The 17,398-nt window shown below is 54.0% G+C and carries 11 protein-coding genes, 1 tRNA gene, 3 rRNA genes, 1 pseudogene and 1 other annotated feature; of the genes and pseudogenes, 6 read left to right on the top strand and 10 right to left on the bottom strand.

Going from position 1 to position 17,398, the window contains the following annotated elements; translation table 11 throughout:
- Positions 1-14: 14 nt before the first annotated feature.
- Entirely contained in the window at positions 15-338 is a 324-nt protein-coding gene (locus AC1M2H_RS06795) for a YfiM family lipoprotein (RefSeq protein WP_480150783.1), read from the top strand.
- A gap of 3 nt (positions 339-341) precedes the next feature.
- Here AC1M2H_RS06795 and AC1M2H_RS06790 read toward each other — a convergent pair.
- Positions 342-1,639 (bottom strand): annotated as a pseudogene (locus tag AC1M2H_RS06790) (MFS family transporter).
- 179 nt (positions 1,640-1,818) lie between these two features.
- Here AC1M2H_RS06790 and AC1M2H_RS06785 point away from each other — a divergent pair.
- The gene (locus AC1M2H_RS06785) at positions 1,819-1,983 is read left to right on the top strand and encodes a hypothetical protein (protein ID WP_480150782.1); all 165 of its coding nucleotides are present in this window, start codon (positions 1,819-1,821) and stop codon (positions 1,981-1,983) included.
- Between the two features lie 10 nt (positions 1,984-1,993).
- Here AC1M2H_RS06785 and AC1M2H_RS06780 read toward each other — a convergent pair whose 3' ends face one another.
- From AC1M2H_RS06780 to rluD, 8 genes are all read right to left on the bottom strand, one after another.
- Positions 1,994-3,202, bottom strand: coding sequence for an IS256 family transposase (locus tag AC1M2H_RS06780; RefSeq protein WP_480149382.1), 1,209 nt, complete (start codon positions 3,200-3,202; stop codon positions 1,994-1,996).
- 275 nt (positions 3,203-3,477) lie between these two features.
- A 5S ribosomal RNA gene (rrf, locus tag AC1M2H_RS06775) occupies positions 3,478-3,593 on the bottom strand.
- Between the two features lie 196 nt (positions 3,594-3,789).
- A 23S ribosomal RNA gene (locus tag AC1M2H_RS06770) occupies positions 3,790-6,695 on the bottom strand.
- Positions 6,696-6,882: 187 nt separating this feature from the next.
- Positions 6,883-6,958: transfer RNA gene (locus AC1M2H_RS06765), tRNA-Glu, on the bottom strand.
- A gap of 166 nt (positions 6,959-7,124) precedes the next feature.
- Positions 7,125-8,664: ribosomal RNA gene (locus AC1M2H_RS06760) — 16S ribosomal RNA — on the bottom strand.
- The 16S, 23S and 5S rRNA genes sit together here with 1 tRNA gene alongside, the layout of an rRNA operon.
- A 465-nt stretch (positions 8,665-9,129) precedes the next feature.
- Positions 9,130-11,703 carry an ATP-dependent chaperone ClpB gene (gene clpB, locus AC1M2H_RS06755; RefSeq protein ID WP_480150781.1) on the bottom strand — a complete coding sequence of 858 codons (2,574 nt, stop codon included), beginning with the start codon at positions 11,701-11,703 and terminating at the stop codon, positions 9,130-9,132.
- Positions 11,704-11,831: 128 nt separating this feature from the next.
- On the bottom strand, positions 11,832-12,563 hold the full coding sequence (yfiH, locus tag AC1M2H_RS06750) for a purine nucleoside phosphorylase YfiH (protein WP_480150780.1): 732 nt from the start codon (positions 12,561-12,563) through the stop codon (positions 11,832-11,834).
- On the bottom strand, positions 12,560-13,540 hold the full coding sequence (gene rluD, locus AC1M2H_RS06745) for a 23S rRNA pseudouridine(1911/1915/1917) synthase RluD (RefSeq protein ID WP_480150779.1): 981 nt from the start codon (positions 13,538-13,540) through the stop codon (positions 12,560-12,562). Before rluD ends, yfiH begins: the two co-directional genes overlap by 4 nt.
- 131 nt (positions 13,541-13,671) lie before the next feature.
- On the opposite strand from rluD, the gene bamD reads away from it, so the two are divergent.
- The 4 genes from bamD to pheA all read left to right on the top strand — a co-directional run bounded on the left by bamD (position 13,672) and on the right by pheA (position 16,521).
- Positions 13,672-14,409, top strand: coding sequence for an outer membrane protein assembly factor BamD (gene bamD / locus AC1M2H_RS06740; RefSeq protein ID WP_095105652.1), 738 nt, complete (start codon positions 13,672-13,674; stop codon positions 14,407-14,409).
- A 279-nt stretch (positions 14,410-14,688) separates the two neighbouring features.
- On the top strand, positions 14,689-15,024 hold the full coding sequence (raiA, locus tag AC1M2H_RS06735; protein ID WP_132731756.1) for a ribosome-associated translation inhibitor RaiA: 336 nt from the start codon (positions 14,689-14,691) through the stop codon (positions 15,022-15,024).
- Between the two features lie 121 nt (positions 15,025-15,145).
- Positions 15,146-15,270, top strand: a sequence feature (Phe leader region).
- Complete coding sequence (gene pheL / locus AC1M2H_RS06730; RefSeq protein WP_121497579.1) at positions 15,147-15,194, top strand: pheA operon leader peptide PheL; 48 nt, start codon at positions 15,147-15,149, stop codon at positions 15,192-15,194. Its footprint overlaps the feature before it by 48 nt.
- Before the next feature lie 90 nt (positions 15,271-15,360).
- A complete protein-coding gene (gene pheA, locus AC1M2H_RS06725) occupies positions 15,361-16,521 on the top strand; it encodes a bifunctional chorismate mutase/prephenate dehydratase (RefSeq protein WP_426811940.1) in 1,161 nt (386 codons plus the stop codon).
- On the opposite strand, the gene AC1M2H_RS06720 is transcribed toward pheA, so the two are convergent.
- Positions 16,518-17,390 (bottom strand): SMP-30/gluconolactonase/LRE family protein, encoded by an 873-nt coding sequence (locus AC1M2H_RS06720; protein WP_480150778.1) that lies wholly within the window; start codon positions 17,388-17,390, stop codon positions 16,518-16,520. The two genes, pheA and AC1M2H_RS06720, sit on opposite strands and share 4 nt — an antisense overlap.
- Positions 17,391-17,398 lie beyond the last annotated feature (8 nt).

Raw genomic sequence — 17,398 nt, 5'->3', positions numbered from 1 at the left:
TTTATGGGATCGTTATGCGTACAGTTATCATCATCGCTCCTCTGCTGCTGACCGGCTGTAGCCACATGGCCAACGATTCATGGCGTGGTCAGGATAAGGCCCAGCACTTTCTCGCCTCCGCCATGCTCTCTGCAGCGGGTAACGAGTACGCTCAGCATCAGGGTTACAGTCGCGATCGCAGCGCCGCCATCGGCTTTATGTTTTCGGTAAGCCTCGGCGCGTCGAAGGAGCTGTGGGATAGCCGCCCGGCGGGGAGCGGCTGGAGCTGGAAAGATTTTGCCTGGGACGTGGCCGGCGCCACTACCGGCTATGCGGTGTGGCAGCTGGCACATCAGTAATACCTACAGACGTAATCCCTTGCCTTTACGGTGCAGCATCAGCGAGACGAAGAAAGCCAACGCGCCCAGGAGGGTGACATACCAGTAAAACGCGTGCTCTGCTCCGACTGATTTTAACAACAACGCGACGTATTCAGCCGAGCCGCCGAACAGCGCATTGGCGACCGCATAGGATAAACCAACGCCTAGCGCGCGTACCTGAGCCGGGAACATCTCAGCCTTCAAAATACCGCTGATCGAGGTATAAAAACTCACGATTAGCAAGGCGCACATAACCAGGGCGAACGCAGCATATGGCGAAGTCACACTTTGCAGCGCGCTGAGAATCGGTACGGTAAAAAGAGTCACGAGCGCGCCAAAACAGAGCATTGAGGTCCGCCGACCAATCCTGTCCGATAGCGCGCCAAATAGCGGCTGGGCCAGCATATAGAAAAACAGAGCAACGGTCATAATAATGCTGGCCGTGCTGGCGCTCATCCCTGCCGTATTGACGAGGTATTTCTGCATATAGGTCGTAAAGGTATAAAAACTTAGCGAGCCGGCGGCGGTAAAGCCCAGCACCATCATGAACGCCCGGCGATTACGCCATAATCCTTTAAAGGATCCCGCTTCTTTTAGCGCTCGAGTCTCCTGCTGCGAAGTTTCATCCAGCTGGCGCCGGAGCCATAGCGCCACGACAGCCAGTAGCGCTCCCAGCGCAAAAGGAATACGCCATCCCCAGGCGTGCAGCTGTTCATCGCTGAGAATCTGCTGCAGCGCCACGACGACCAGCACAGCCAGCAGCTGCCCGCCGATTAGGGTTACGTACTGGAAGGATGCGTAGAAACCTTTCTTCCCCTCAACGGCAACTTCACTCATATAGGTTGCGCTGGTTCCGTATTCACCGCCGACCGAGATGCCCTGGAAGAGGCGGGCCAGTAGCAGGAGTACAGGGGCCCAGTGCCGATCGTCGCGTAGCCCGGCAGACAGGCAATAACCAACGACCCCATGCACATCATGCACACCGAGATAAGCATCGAAGTTTTGCGACCGCGGCGATCGGCAATACGGCCAAATAGCCATCCGCCAATTGGGCGCATCAGAAAGCCGGCGGCGAATACGCCTGCGGTTTGTAGCAGCTGGGTAGTGGTGTTTCCTGAGGGGAAGAAGATATGCGCAAAATAGAGAGAGCAGAATGAGTAGACATAAAAATCAAACCATTCGACCAAATTCCCTGAAGATGCTCCAACAATCGCCCATATACGACGACGGGTATCAGCATGCTTCAGCGATCCCCGTTCGTTAATACTACTTTCTACCATTGTCATTCTGCTCCAGCAAAGACTGCAATCTGTCTCGTCGGGCGTGCCACGTCACTTAGACAAATCAATTAGTAAAACAAATGTTATATAATTGTTATAATTTTATATGTGATTTGGTTCACATTTATTTTCGTCATGCGGCTATTCGGAATGAACGATAGAGCAGGAGCGAGGATAGAGTGAAATATGGTGATGAGGCGGCGACGGTAGGCTTTTATGTTGCAGCTGCCGGTGGAATAGCTCGTGAATTGCGGCGCTCAATCCGGCCGATTTTACTGCTGTTTTTCCTGAACCGCGGACAACAAAAAACCCCATGCTTTGACCCTGTACATGATTCTGTGTAAATGCCTTTTCTCAGAAGTGACCGTCCAGACGGTCACCGAACTCGATAATAAAGCGGCTCATTGCCATACGCCAGTCCCTCAGCGGCATCGTCCATTTCTGTGATGCCGCCTGGATTGCCAGCCACACCACCTTTTTCACCGCGTCGTCTGTCGGGAATACCTTCCGTTTCTTGATTGCATGCCGGATCACGCTGTTCAGCGACTCGATGGCGTTGGTCGTGTAGATCACCTTGCGGATGTCTGCCGGGTAAGCGAAGAACGTCGTCAGGTTGGTCCAGTTTGCCTGCCAGCTCCGGCTTATCTGCGGGTAGCGGCTGTCCCAGGCACTGGAGAACGCTTCCAAAGCCTGCAAGCCGGCCTCTTCCGTGGCAGCCTGATAGATGGCTTTCAGGTCACGGGTCACTGCTTTGTAGTCCTTCCAGGAGACGAACCGCAGGCTGTTGCGCACCATATGCACGATACACAGCTGAATGCGGGCTTCCGGATACACCGCGTTGATGGCGTCGGGGAAGCCTTTCAGCCCGTCAACACAGGCGATGAGGATATCGTTCAGACCACGGTTTTTCAGCTCTGTCAGCACATTAAGCCAGAACTTCGCACCCTCATTTTCGGCCAGCCACATACCCAGCAGTTCTTTCTGGCCTTCGATATTGATACCCAGTGCCAGGAACACAGATTTGTTGATAACGCGGCTGTCCTGCCGGACTTTCAGGACGATACAGTCAAGATAAACAATGGGATAGACTGCATCCAGTGGACGATTTTGCCATTCGACAACCTGCTCAATGACAGCATCGGTGACCTTTGAGACCAGGGCCGGTGAGACATCCGCGTCATACAGCTCTTTGAACGCGGCGGCGATCTCACGGGTGGTCATCCCTTTGGCGTACAACGATAAAATTTGGTTATCCATCCCGGTGATCCGGGTCTGGTTTTTCTTTACCAGTTGCGGTTCGAAAGAGCCATCGCGATCGCGCGGTGTACGCAGCTCCAGCGGGCCATCGCCAGTGATAACTGTCTTTTGGGTATAGCCGTTGCGGGCGTTGGTCGCCGGTTTGGGCTGATGTTTATCGTAGCCGAGGTGATGGGTCATTTCGGCGTTGAGCGCCGCCTCAACACTGATTTTTTTGAGCAGGCGATCGAACTGGTTGAGATCGTCAGGGGTTTTGAGATTTTTGGCCAGTTCATTAGCCAGAGCCTGCAACTGTTTTTCGTCCATAAATTAACCTGTTTTTGATGTTGGATTGAACATATCAAAATCAGGCAATTACACAAATCTATGTACAGGCTCCATGCTTTCACATGAGGTTTTTCTGTTTATTTGATGCCTGGCAGTTTATGGCGGGCGTCCTGCCCGCCACCCTCCGGGCCGTTGCTCCGCAACGTTCAAATCCGCTCCCGGCGGATTTGTCCTCCTCCGGAGAGCGCTTACCGACAAACGTCAGACAAAACAAAAGGCCCAGTCTTTCGACTGAGCCTTTCGTTTTATTTGATGCCTGGCAGTTCCCTACTCTCACATGGGGAGACCCCACACTACCATCGGCGCTACGGCGTTTCACTTCTGAGTTCGGCATGGGGTCAGGTGGGACCACCGCGCTGTTGCCGCCAGGCAAATTCTTTGTGCTCAGTACGCCATTCTTTATCGCATCAGCTGCGTTGCCTGCGCTCGTAAACTCAGTCACATACTTCAGTATGCTCCTTCCTTTCCTCCGCTTGTCGCCTTGCTGCTGCGCAAATTATTGCGTACTCAACTCTGAATCAGTGCTGAAAATCTTCTCAAATCCGCCAAAACAGCTTCGGCGTTGTAAGGTTAAGCCTCACGGTTCATTAGTATCGGTTAGCTCAACGTATCGCTACGCTTACACACCCGACCTATCAACGTCGTCGTCTTCAACGTTCCTTCAGGACTCTCAAGGAGTCAGGGAGAACTCATCTCGGGGCAAGTTTCGTGCTTAGATGCTTTCAGCACTTATCTTTTCCGCATTTAGCTACCGGGCAATGCCATTGGCATGACAACCCGAACACCAGTGATGCGTCCACTCCGGTCCTCTCGTACTAGGAGCAGCCCCCCTCAATTCTCCAGCGCCCACGGCAGATAGGGACCGAACTGTCTCACGACGTTCTAAACCCAGCTCGCGTACCACTTTAAACGGCGAACAGCCGTACCCTTGGGACCTACTTCAGCCCCAGGATGTGATGAGCCGACATCGAGGTGCCAAACACCGCCGTCGATATGAACTCTTGGGCGGTATCAGCCTGTTATCCCCGGAGTACCTTTTATCCGTTGAGCGATGGCCCTTCCATTCAGAACCACCGGATCACTATGACCTGCTTTCGCACCTGCTCGCGCCGTCACGCTCGCAGTCAAGCTAGCTTATGCCATTGCACTAACCTCCTGATGTCCGACCAGGATTAGCTAACCTTCGTGCTCCTCCGTTACTCTTTGGGAGGAGACCGCCCCAGTCAAACTACCCACCAGACACTGTCCGCAACCCGGATTACGGGCCCACGTTAGAACACCAGCCATTAAAGGGTGGTATTTCAAGGATGGCTCCACGCAGACTGGCGTCCACGCTTCAAAGCCTCCCACCTATCCTACACATCAAGGACCAGTGTTCAGTGTCAAGCTATAGTAAAGGTTCACGGGGTCTTTCCGTCTTGCCGCGGGTACACTGCATCTTCACAGCGAGTTCAATTTCACTGAGTCTCGGGTGGAGACAGCCTGGCCATCATTACGCCATTCGTGCAGGTCGGAACTTACCCGACAAGGAATTTCGCTACCTTAGGACCGTTATAGTTACGGCCGCCGTTTACCGGGGCTTCGATCAAGAGCTTCTCCTTACGGATAACCCCATCAATTAACCTTCCGGCACCGGGCAGGCGTCACACCGTATACGTCCACTTTCGTGTTTGCACAGTGCTGTGTTTTTAATAAACAGTTGCAGCCAGCTGGTATCTTCGACTGAGTTCAGCTCCACGAGCGAGTCGCTTCACTTACCATCAGCGTGCCTTCTCCCGAAGTTACGGCACCATTTTGCCTAGTTCCTTCACCCGAGTTCTCTCAAGCGCCTTGGTATTCTCTACCTGACCACCTGTGTCGGTTTGGGGTACGATTTGATGTTACCTGATGCTTAGAGGCTTTTCCTGGAAGCAGGGCATTTGTTACTTCAGCACCGTAGTGCCTCGTCGTCACACCTCAGCGTTAAAAGGTTCCGGATTTACCTGGAACCTCCGCCTACATGCTTAAACCGGGACAACCGTCGCCCGGCTAACATAGCCTTCTCCGTCCCCCCTTCGCAGTAACACCGAGTACAGGAATATTAACCTGTTTCCCATCGACTACGCCTTTCGGCCTCGCCTTAGGGGTCGACTCACCCTGCCCCGATTAACGTTGGACAGGAACCCTTGGTCTTCCGGCGAGCGGGCTTTTCACCCGCTTTATCGTTACTTATGTCAGCATTCGCACTTCTGATACCTCCAGCAACCCTCACAGGCCACCTTCAACGGCTTACAGAACGCTCCCCTACCCAACAACGCATACGCGTCGCTGCCGCAGCTTCGGTGCATGGTTTAGCCCCGTTACATCTTCCGCGCAGGCCGACTCGACCAGTGAGCTATTACGCTTTCTTTAAATGATGGCTGCTTCTAAGCCAACATCCTGGCTGTCTGGGCCTTCCCACATCGTTTCCCACTTAACCATGACTTTGGGACCTTAGCTGGCGGTCTGGGTTGTTTCCCTCTTCACGACGGACGTTAGCACCCGCCGTGTGTCTCCCGTGATAACATTCTTCGGTATTCGTAGTTTGCATCGGGTTGGTAAGTCGGGATGCCCCCCTAGCCGAAACAGTGCTCTACCCCCGAAGATGAGTTCACGAGGCGCTACCTAAATAGCTTTCGGGGAGAACCAGCTATCTCCCGGTTTGATTGGCCTTTCACCCCCAGCCACAAGTCATCCGCTAATTTTTCAACATTAGTCGGTTCGGTCCTCCAGTTAGTGTTACCCAACCTTCAACCTGCCCATGGCTAGATCACCGGGTTTCGGGTCTATACCCTGCAACTTAACGCCCAGTTAAGACTCGGTTTCCCTGCGGCTCCCCTATACGGTTAACCTTGCTACAGAATATAAGTCGCTGACCCATTATACAAAAGGTACGCAGTCACCCCATAAAGAGGCTCCCACTGCTTGTACGTACACGGTTTCAGGTTCTTTTTCACTCCCCTCGCCGGGGTTCTTTTCGCCTTTCCCTCACGGTACTGGTTCACTATCGGTCAGTCAGGAGTATTTAGCCTTGGAGGATGGTCCCCCCATATTCAGACAGGATACCACGTGTCCCGCCCTACTCTTCGAACTCACAATCTGTGCATTTTAGTGTACGGGAGTATCACCCTGTACCCTGCGACTTTCCAGACGCTTCCACTAACACACAAACTGATTCAGGTTCCGGGCTGCTCCCCGTTCGCTCGCCGCTACTGGGGGAATCTCGGTTGATTTCTTTTCCTCGGGGTACTTAGATGTTTCAGTTCCCCCGGTTCGCTTCGTTAAGCTATGTATTCACTTAACGATAGTGCAACGAATTGCACTGGGTTTCCCCATTCGGAAATCGCCGGTTATAACGGTTCATATCACCTTACCGACGCTTATCGCAGATTAGCACGTCCTTCATCGCCTCTGACTGCCAGGGCATCCACCGTGTACGCTTAGTCGCTTAACCTCACAACCCGAAGCTGTTTCGTAAAACAGTCGCGTTGCGAAAATTTGAGAGACTCGAACACACTCAACGTGTGTCGTTTCAATTTTCAGCTTGATCCAGATTTTTAAAGAGCAAATATCTCAAACATAACTCACTGAGTTAGTTTTGAGATACTGAGGTCGGCGACTTTCACTCACGAACCAGCAAGTGGCGTCCCCTAGGGGATTCGAACCCCTGTTACCGCCGTGAAAGGGCGGTGTCCTGGGCCTCTAGACGAAGGGGACACAAAAATTGCTTATCACTCACTGAGTGATATTTTTGTGTAGGGTGAGCTTTCATTAATAGAAAGCGAGCAGCCTTATTCAGCCTCACTCCCGACGCGTAAACGCCTTGCTATTTACTTTTCATCAGACAATCTGTGTGGACACTACAAAGGCAGGTTCTTTCAGGTAAGGAGGTGATCCAACCGCAGGTTCCCCTACGGTTACCTTGTTACGACTTCACCCCAGTCATGAATCACAAAGTGGTAAGCGCCCTCCCGAAGGTTAAGCTACCTACTTCTTTTGCAACCCACTCCCATGGTGTGACGGGCGGTGTGTACAAGGCCCGGGAACGTATTCACCGTGGCATTCTGATCCACGATTACTAGCGATTCCGACTTCACGGAGTCGAGTTGCAGACTCCGATCCGGACTACGACATACTTTATGAGGTCCGCTTGCTCTCGCGAGGTCGCTTCTCTTTGTATATGCCATTGTAGCACGTGTGTAGCCCTGGTCGTAAGGGCCATGATGACTTGACGTCATCCCCACCTTCCTCCAGTTTATCACTGGCAGTCTCCTTTGAGTTCCCGGCCTAACCGCTGGCAACAAAGGATAAGGGTTGCGCTCGTTGCGGGACTTAACCCAACATTTCACAACACGAGCTGACGACAGCCATGCAGCACCTGTCTCACGGTTCCCGAAGGCACTAAAGCATCTCTGCTGAATTCCGTGGATGTCAAGACCAGGTAAGGTTCTTCGCGTTGCATCGAATTAAACCACATGCTCCACCGCTTGTGCGGGCCCCCGTCAATTCATTTGAGTTTTAACCTTGCGGCCGTACTCCCCAGGCGGTCGACTTAACGCGTTAGCTCCGGAAGCCACTCCTCAAGGGAACAACCTCCAAGTCGACATCGTTTACAGCGTGGACTACCAGGGTATCTAATCCTGTTTGCTCCCCACGCTTTCGCACCTGAGCGTCAGTCTTTGTCCAGGGGGCCGCCTTCGCCACCGGTATTCCTCCAGATCTCTACGCATTTCACCGCTACACCTGGAATTCTACCCCCCTCTACAAGACTCAAGCCTGCCAGTTTCAAATGCAGTTCCCAGGTTGAGCCCGGGGATTTCACATCTGACTTAACAGACCGCCTGCGTGCGCTTTACGCCCAGTAATTCCGATTAACGCTTGCACCCTCCGTATTACCGCGGCTGCTGGCACGGAGTTAGCCGGTGCTTCTTCTGCGAGTAACGTCAATTGCTGAGGTTATTAACCTCAACACCTTCCTCCTCGCTGAAAGTACTTTACAACCCGAAGGCCTTCTTCATACACGCGGCATGGCTGCATCAGGCTTGCGCCCATTGTGCAATATTCCCCACTGCTGCCTCCCGTAGGAGTCTGGACCGTGTCTCAGTTCCAGTGTGGCTGGTCATCCTCTCAGACCAGCTAGGGATCGTCGCCTAGGTGAGCCGTTACCTCACCTACAAGCTAATCCCATCTGGGCACATCTGATGGCATGAGGCCCGAAGGTCCCCCACTTTGGTCTTGCGACGTTATGCGGTATTAGCTACCGTTTCCAGTAGTTATCCCCCTCCATCAGGCAGTTTCCCAGACATTACTCACCCGTCCGCCGCTCGTCACCCGAGAGCAAGCTCTCTGTGCTACCGCCCGACTTGCATGTGTTAGGCCTGCCGCCAGCGTTCAATCTGAGCCATGATCAAACTCTTCAATTTAAGTTTGATGCTCTTGAATTAAACTTCGTAATGAATTACGTATGTTCACTCAGAGACTTGGTATTCATTTTTCGTCCGAAGACGTTAAGAATCCATGTCACTTTGAGTGCCCACACAGATTGTCTGATAAATTGTTAAAGAGCAGGTGCGACGCGCTTTAGCGCTCTGTCGCGAGGTCCCGTATATTACGTTTTCCTCATTCAGAGTCAAGCGTTTATTTTGCTTTTCTCCGTCGGCTTTCGCGGCTGATATTCAGCGCTGAAGCCTGCTGACCCGGCGGCGCCCTGGCCGTTGTTCCGTGTCAGTGGAGGCGCATTATAGGCGGTAATTCTGAGGTGACAAGTATAAATTCAAAAAAACAATTCGATCGGTTACTTTTCACACAAAACCACGTTCAGGCTTTAATTCTTGCCTGGTTTTTAAACAAAAACGAGCCCATTGGGCCCGTTTTTGTCGTTTTGTGATTTACTGCACTGCCACTATCCGGTCATCTTTCACCACCAGCTGCACCTCTTTACCGGGAATTAGTTCCCCAGAAAGGATTTGCTGCGCCAGCGGGTTTTCGATCTGCTGCTGAATGGCTCGTTTTAACGGCCGCGCACCGTATACCGGATCGTAACCGTTCGCACTGAGCAGCTTCAGCGCCTCATCGGACATACGCACTTCATAGCCACGCTCTTCCAGACGCTTGTACAGACGCTGGAGCTGAATCTGAGCAATAGAGGCAATATGTTTTTCACCCAGCGGGTGGAATACCACGACCTCATCGATACGGTTGATGAATTCCGGCCGGAATCTTTGGCTAACAACGCCCATAATCAGATCTTTCATATGACTATAATCCAGCTCACCAAAGCGTTCCTGAATCAGATCGGAGCCGAGGTTGGAGGTCATAATGACGACCGTATTACGGAAATCGACCGTTCTCCCCTGCCCGTCCGTCAAACGCCCGTCATCCAGTACCTGCAGCAAAATGTTGAACACATCAGGATGCGCTTTTTCGACCTCATCCAACAAGATTACCGAATAAGGACGACGACGCACGGCCTCCGTCAGATAGCCACCTTCTTCGTAACCGACGTATCCCGGAGGTGCACCCACCAGCCGCGAGACCGAGTGTTTTTCCATAAACTCGGACATATCGATACGCACCATCGCATCATCGCTATCGAACATAAAGTTCGCCAGCGTTTTGCACAGCTCGGTTTTACCGACGCCGGTCGGCCCAAGGAACAGGAACGAGCCGATAGGACGGTTAGGGTCGGACAAGCCGGCGCGGCTACGGCGAATGGCGTTCGATACCGCTTCCACCGCCTCGTTCTGACCAATCACCCGACTATGCAGCTCCTGCTCCATACGCAGCAGTTTTTCACGTTCGCCCTCCAGCATCCGCGCGACCGGAATACCGGTCCAGCGCGCCAGCACCTCGGCAATTTCCGCATCCGTCACTTTATTACGCAACAGACGCATCGTTTTACCTTCAGACTGCGTGGCCGCTGCCAGCTGTTTTTCCAGCTCCGGGATTTTGCCATACTGCAGCTCAGACATCCGGGCCAGGTCGCCAACGCGACGCGCCTGCTCGATGGCGATTTTTGCCTGCTCCAGCTCGGCTTTAATCGTCTGCGTTCCGGAGAGCGACGCTTTTTCCGCCTTCCACTCTTCTTCTAATACGGAATACTGACGCTCTTTATCCGCCAGCTCTTCATTCAGCATATCCAGACGTTTCAGGCTTGCCTCGTCGGCTTCTTTTTTCAGCGCCTGCTGCTCCAGCTTGAGCTGAATAATACGTCTGTCGAGTCGGTCGAGCTCCTCCGGCTTCGAGTCAATCTGCATACGGATACTGGAAGCGGCTTCATCAATCAGGTCAATCGCTTTGTCCGGCAGCTGTCGGTCGGCAATGTAGCGATGCGACAGCGTTGCGGCCGCGACGATAGCCGGATCGGTGATCTGCACATGGTGATGCAGCTCATAGCGCTCTTTTAAGCCACGCAGAATCGCAATGGTGTCTTCCACCGAAGGTTCGGCCACGAAGACCTTCTGGAAACGCCGCTCCAGGGCTGCATCTTTTTCAATATATTGCCGATACTCATCAAGAGTGGTCGCACCGACGCAGTGCAGTTCACCGCGCGCCAGCGCGGGCTTCAGCATGTTGCCGGCATCCATTGCGCCGTCCGCTTTCCCCGCCCCGACCATAGTGTGCAGCTCATCGATAAACAGAATGACGTTGCCTTCCTGCTTCGAGAGATCGTTCAGCACGCCTTTCAGACGCTCTTCAAACTCTCCGCGATACTTAGCACCTGCCACCAGCGCGCCCATATCCAGCGCCAGTACCCGGCGGCCTTTTAGCCCTTCCGGCACTTCGCCGTTGACGATACGCTGCGCCAGACCTTCAACGATGGCCGTTTTACCAACGCCAGGCTCACCGATAAGTACCGGGTTATTTTTCGTCCGCCGCTGCAGAACCTGAATGGTACGGCGGATCTCTTCATCACGACCAATGACCGGATCCAGCTTGCCCTGTTCAGCACGCTCGGTCAGATCGACGGTAAATTTTTTCAATGCCTGACGCTGGTCTTCGGCACCCTGATCGTTCACGCTTTCACCTCCACGCATTTGTTCAATCGCCTGAGTCACATTGGCGGTTGTTGCACCGGCAGATTTCAACAGATCGGTTAGCGTACCGCGTGATTCAAGCGCCGCCAGAACGAACAGTTCCGACGAAATAAAGTTGTCCTTCCGCTTTTGCGCCAGCTTGTCGCAAAGGTTCAGAATTCGCACCAGATCCTGGGACGGCTGCACGTCGCCGCCGGTGCCTTCAACCTGCGGTAAACGGCTCAACGCCTGGGTAATAGTGGTGCTTAACTCGCCGGCGTTAATGCCCGCAGACGTTAATAAAGGACGTACCGATCCCCCTTCCTGATTTAGCAAGGCGCTCATTAGATGAAGAGGTTCGATGAATTGGTTGTCGTGCCCTAGCGCGAGCGACTGGGCATCGGCAAGAGCAAGCTGGAATTTATTGGTAAGACGGTCCAGACGCATAACTCCTCCCATAACAGGTCAAATTTGCTACTGGAGATTAAATGAGGTCATCCCTCAATTATTCAAGGTTAATGACCTGAACTATGCGAAAAATAAGTCTGCCTTCCGGACCGTCTTGATGCGCCAGGTTATATCAGCCAGATAAAACTCGCCATACGACCCGTAGTCTTATCGCGACGATAAGAGAAAAAATCATCCTTTTCGCTTAGCGTACAGCGATCGCCGCCGAAGACCTGCTCCACGCCGACGTTGGCCAGGCGCTGGCGAGCCAGCTGATAGATATCGGCAAAGTATTTCTCACCCGCCGGACGAAAAGCGCTGTCGGCCTTCTCGTCTTTGATCATAAAGGCCTCACGAACTTCCGCGCCGACCTCAAACGCGTTGGGGCCGATAGCCGGGCCGAGCCACGCCAGAATATTTTCCGGCTTATCGGCGAAGCAGGCGACCGTCTCCTCCAGCACCCCGTCGCATAATCCACGCCAGCCGGCGTGCGCCGCCGCCACTTCGGTGCCCGCACGGTTGCAAAAAAGCACCGGCAGGCAGTCAGCGGTCATCACGGCGCAAACGGTGCCCGGCGTATTACAGTAGGACGCATCCGCGCGTTTTGAGGCATACGGCCCGCCGTCGAGTTTCAGCACCGCCGTACCGTGAACCTGTTCAAGCCACACCGGATACGCAGGGAGCCCGCCGGCGGCAAACATCCGCCGGCGGTTTTCTTCGACATCGGGCAGATTGTCTCCGCAATGGGCGCCCAGATTGAGCGAGCCATACGGAGGCAGGCTGACGCCGCCAACGCGCGTGGAGCTACAGGCCGCCACGCTTTCCGGCATTGGCCATTGCGGTACAATCAGTTTAGTCATAGCCAGTCAATTCGGTCCTTATGTTCTTCATAATCGGCGCGCATGGCATCAATCAGCTCGACCATATCCTGAGGGATCGGCGCATGCCATTCCATCTCAATACCGCTGACCGGGTGATACAGACGCAGCATGGTAGCGTGCAGGGCCTGGCGATCGAACTGGCGCAGCGCGGTAATAAACGCCTCTGACGCCCCTTTCGGCGGACGCGGACGGCCGCCGTAGACCTGATCGCCGACCAGCGGATGGGTGATATGCGCCATGTGTACGCGGATCTGGTGAGTACGGCCGGTTTCCAGACGCAGGCGCAGGCGCGTATGAATGCGGAAATGCTCCATAATGCGGTAATGCGTTACCGCCGGTTTCCCCATCGGGTGCACCGCCATATGCGTACGTTTGGTCGGGTGACGACTAATCGGCTCTTCAACCGTACCGCCAGAGGTCATGTGGCCACTCGCTACCGCTTCATATTCACGGGTGATTTCGCGCAGCTGCAGCGACTCCACCAGACGCGTTTGCGCCGGGATAGTTTTCGCCACAACCATCAGGCCGGTGGTGTCCTTATCCAGGCGGTGGACAATGCCCGCACGCGGAACGTCGGCAATCGCCGGATAGTAGTGCAGCAGCGCATTCAGCACAGTACCGTCAGGATTACCGGCTCCCGGATGAACGACCAGGCCACGCGGTTTATTGATCACGAGGATGTCGTCATCCTCGTAGACGATATTGAGCGGAATATCCTGCGGTTCGAAGCGCACATCTTCTTCGATTTCAACATCGATAGAGACGCTTTCTCCCCCTAAAACTTTGTCTTTCGGCTTGTCGCTGACAGCGCCGTTGACCAGCACTCGCTGGTCGAGGATCCATTCTTTTATGCGCGAACGCGAATAATCCGGGAACATTTCGGCCAAAGCCTGATCTAAGCGTTGCCCGAGTTGATTTTCGGACACCGTTGCGGTGAGTTGTACTCGTTGTGCCATATACAGCTTCTTCGTTTAACGTTGGGTTTTACGGCTTTGCCGTATAATATAGTGTGCTATTGTAGCTGGTCTTAATCGGGAGCAGGAACAGAGATTCTCCCGCATAAACATTTTGAGGAAGTCAAAACGTCATGACGCGCATGAAATACCTGGTGGCAGCTGCCACACTGAGCCTGGCTTTGGTGGGTTGCTCCGGCTCAAAGGAAGAGGTGCCTGATAATCCGCCGAATGAAATCTACGCGACTGCCCAGCAAAAACTGCAGGACGGTAACTGGAAACAGGCGATAACGCAACTGGAAGCGTTGGATAATCGCTATCCGTTCGGCCCTTATTCCCAACAGGTACAGCTGGACCTGATTTATGCGTACTACAAAAATGCCGATCTGCCGTTAGCTCAGGCGGCCATCGACCGCTTTGTTCGTCTGAACCCGACCCATCCTAACATTGATTACGTCATTTATATGCGTGGTCTGACAAATATGGCTCTGGATGACAGCGCGCTGCAGGGATTCTTCGGCGTCGATCGCTCCGATCGCGACCCGCAGCACGCGCGCGATGCCTTCAACGATTTCTCGAAGCTGGTGCGCGGCTATCCGAACAGCCAGTATTCGACCGACGCCTACAAACGTATGGTGTTCCTGAAGGATCGTCTGGCGAAGTACGAACTGTCGGTGGTTGATTACTATACCGACCGCGGCGCGTGGGTTGCCGTCGTAAACCGCGTTGACGGCATGCTGCGCAGCTATCCGGATGCGCAGGCTACCCGCGATGCGTTGCCGAAAATGGAAAACGCCTATCGCCAGATGCAGATGAACGCGCAGGCGGATAAGGTGGCCAAAATTATTGCGGCTAACAGTAAAAATACCTGATCGCTTTTGATATTTGATATCAGCAAAACGGCAGCCCTAAGGCTGCCGTTTTTTTATTCATCTGGCTTGTACGCTGAAGCGTTTTAGCACCAGGACATCCCATCAAATATGACTCTCTTTCCGCGGTTCGACAAGTAAAATCTCCCCCGTTCCTGTCCTGCCTCACAAATTGCATTTGTTGACAAAAAGTGACATTAAAATGTGATTTAAATCACGAATTTTGACATTAGGCGAGGTATGCTGAGTTCACCAAGACGGGAAAGACAAGAGGTAAAATTTATGACAATGAACATTACCAGCAAGCAAATGGAAATTACTCCGGCTATTCGCCAGCATGTCGCAGACCGTCTCGCCAAATTGGATAAATGGCAAACCCACTTAATCAACCCGCACATTATTCTCTCCAAGGAGCCGCAGGGTTTTGTCGCTGACGCAACCATCAATACGCCAAACGGCCATCTGGTTGCCAGCGCGCGCAATGAAGATATGTACGCCGCAATCAACGAATTAATCAACAAGCTGGAACGGCAGCTGAACAAAGTGCAACACAAAGGGGAAGCCCGCCGCGCCGCAACATCGGTGAAAGAGGCAGGCTTTGTGGAAGAAGAAGAGTAATCCTGAACTTTACTGTCCTTAACTTAATATTGTGTAACGCCACGCGCCTTCGGGCGCGTTTTTTATTGACAGGATGAAAACAGTCCGGGTACTGTAATCCCAGCCGATTAAAGGAATTCATCTTGAAACTACTGCCGTTCTTCTTCGCATTCTTTTTTACCTTCCCCTGATTGGGAGGCAATTCGTCGTGTGATAAAGAATGCGAAGACGAACTACAAGGCCTCCCACCAGGGAGGCCTTTTTTATTTATGCCCGCTATTTTTCAGGCTGCACGCGCGCTGCCGGTAGCCTGAAAGATTTAAGGTATCTAAACCAATAACAAGAAAGGCAACACATATGACCGAGGAAAATCCATTACTGGCTCTGCGCGATAAGATAAGCGCCCTGGATGAAAAGCTGCTCGCGCTGCTGGCAGAGCGCCGCGGGCTGGCTGTCGAAGTCGGCAAAGCAAAGCTGGCATCGCATCGCCCGGTACGCGATATCGACCGCGAGCGTGACCTGTTGGAACGCCTGATGACGCTGGGCAAAGCCCACCATCTCGATGCGCACTACATCACCCGCCTGTTCCAGCTGATCATCGAGGATTCCGTTCTCACCCAGCAAACCCTGCTGCAGCAGCATCTGAATAAGATCAATCCGCATTCAGCGCGCGTGGCTTTTCTGGGGCCAAAAGGGTCATACTCGCACCTTGCCGCCCGGCAATATGCGGCCCGCCATTTCGAACAGTTTATCGAAAGCGGCTGCGCCAGGTTTGCCGATATCTTCGACCAGGTTGAGACCGGCCAGGCTGACTACGCGGTAGTGCCGATCGAAAACACCAGCTCCGGCGGGATCAACGACGTCTACGATCTGCTGCAGCACACCAGCCTGTCGATCGTTGGCGAACTGACGATCCCTATCGATCACTGCGTTCTGGTTGCCTCCTCTACCGATCCGCAGCAAATTAATACCGTCTACAGCCATCCGCAGCCGTTCCAGCAGTGTAGCCAGTATCTAAGCCGCTATCCGCACTGGAAAATCGAATATACCGAAAGTACCTCGGCGGCGATGGAGAAAGTCGCACAGGCCAAATCGCCAACCATCGCGGCGCTGGGCAGCGAAGCCGGCGGGGCGCTGTACGGACTGCAGGTGCTTGAACATTGCGAGGCCAACCAAACGCAAAATATCACCCGCTTCCTGGTGCTGGCGCGCAAGGCGGTGAACGTTTCCGATCAGGTTCCGGCAAAAACCACCCTGCTCATCGCGACCGGCCAGCAGGCGGGTGCGCTGGTCGAAGCGCTGCTGGTCCTGCGCAACCACAACCTGATCATGACCAAGCTGGAGTCGCGCCCAATCTACGGCAATCCGTGGGAAGAGATGTTTTATCTGGATATCCAGGCGAACCTGGAGTCAATTCCCATGCGCAAGGCGCTCAAGGAGCTGGCGGAGATCACCCGCTCAATGAAAGTGCTGGGCTGCTATCCTGGCGAAAACGTGGTGCCCGTCGAGCCGATCTAGCGCTCGATAAACGTCCGCTTCTTCATCCCTGCTACCGCAACCGGCAGGGTGAAGATAGCGCCGGAGAGCGGATATCTCGCCACTTCATCCGCAGCCATATTTTCCCGGGTGGTGGTGATAAACAGCGTACGCATATCCGCCCCGCCAAAGCAGACCATTGTCGGGCAGCGTACCGGCAGACGATACTCTTCCAGCTGTTCACCGGTCGGCGAGAAGCGCGCTATACGCCAGCCGTCAAACATCGCGCTCCAGTAGCACCCTTCCTCATCGATGGCCGCGCCGTCGGGAATCCCTTCTCCCGGCTGAAAGCGCCGGAAAACCTCACGGATGCCCGGCTCGCCCTGCTCATCCAGCGGCGTACGGTAGATAACGGCATTCGGCGTATCCGAGGTATACATCCAGCGCCGATCCTCGCTAAAGGCCAGGCCGTTAGCGCCATGAATATCGCACTGGATAACGCGCGGGGTAAGATCGCTGTCGATACGCATCAGCAGCGCGCCATTATAATCACCCGGCGCCCAGAAGGTCCCGGCGTAAAAGCGTCCATCGCGATCGGTCCCGCCGTCATTAAAACGGGCCAGCTGCGGGTTGCCTGGGTTATCGCAGATTTTGCGCCGCAGCAGGCCGTGCGCATCGGTAAGCCAGATAGCGCTGCGCAGCGCCACGATAAAACCGCCCTTCTCGCGCAGAGCGAAGCAGCCGACCTCTTCGGGAAATTGCAGGACCTGATGCTCGCCGCTGCGGACGTCGTAGCGGTGAATTTCGCACTCCATAATATCGGCCCAGTATAAAGCCTGCTCAGCGTCACTCCAGGTCGGGCATTCCGGCAGGTGCCCGGCGTAATCAAACAGCGGTTGCGGTTCAGCCATCGTTTTCA

The organism is Klebsiella sp. F11 (genome assembly GCF_056712265.1).
This window is presented reverse-complemented; position numbering and strand designations above follow the sequence as displayed.

Bases quoted from the DNA above. Each gene is read 5' to 3' on its own strand.
- pheA (WP_426811940.1), top strand. From the start codon at position 15,361: ATGACCGAGGAAAATCCATTACTGGCTCTGCGCGATAAGATAAGCGCC.
- bamD (WP_095105652.1), top strand. From the start codon at position 13,672: ATGACGCGCATGAAATACCTGGTGGCAGCTGCCACACTGAGCCTGGCT.
- AC1M2H_RS06780 (WP_480149382.1), bottom strand. From the start codon at position 3,202: ATGGACGAAAAACAGTTGCAGGCTCTGGCTAATGAACTGGCCAAAAAT.
- AC1M2H_RS06795 (WP_480150783.1), top strand. From the start codon at position 15: ATGCGTACAGTTATCATCATCGCTCCTCTGCTGCTGACCGGCTGTAGC.
- yfiH (WP_480150780.1), bottom strand. From the start codon at position 12,563: ATGACTAAACTGATTGTACCGCAATGGCCAATGCCGGAAAGCGTGGCG.
- clpB (WP_480150781.1), bottom strand. From the start codon at position 11,703: ATGCGTCTGGACCGTCTTACCAATAAATTCCAGCTTGCTCTTGCCGAT.
- rluD (WP_480150779.1), bottom strand. From the start codon at position 13,540: ATGGCACAACGAGTACAACTCACCGCAACGGTGTCCGAAAATCAACTC.
- raiA (WP_132731756.1), top strand. From the start codon at position 14,689: ATGACAATGAACATTACCAGCAAGCAAATGGAAATTACTCCGGCTATT.
- AC1M2H_RS06720 (WP_480150778.1), bottom strand. From the start codon at position 17,390: ATGGCTGAACCGCAACCGCTGTTTGATTACGCCGGGCACCTGCCGGAA.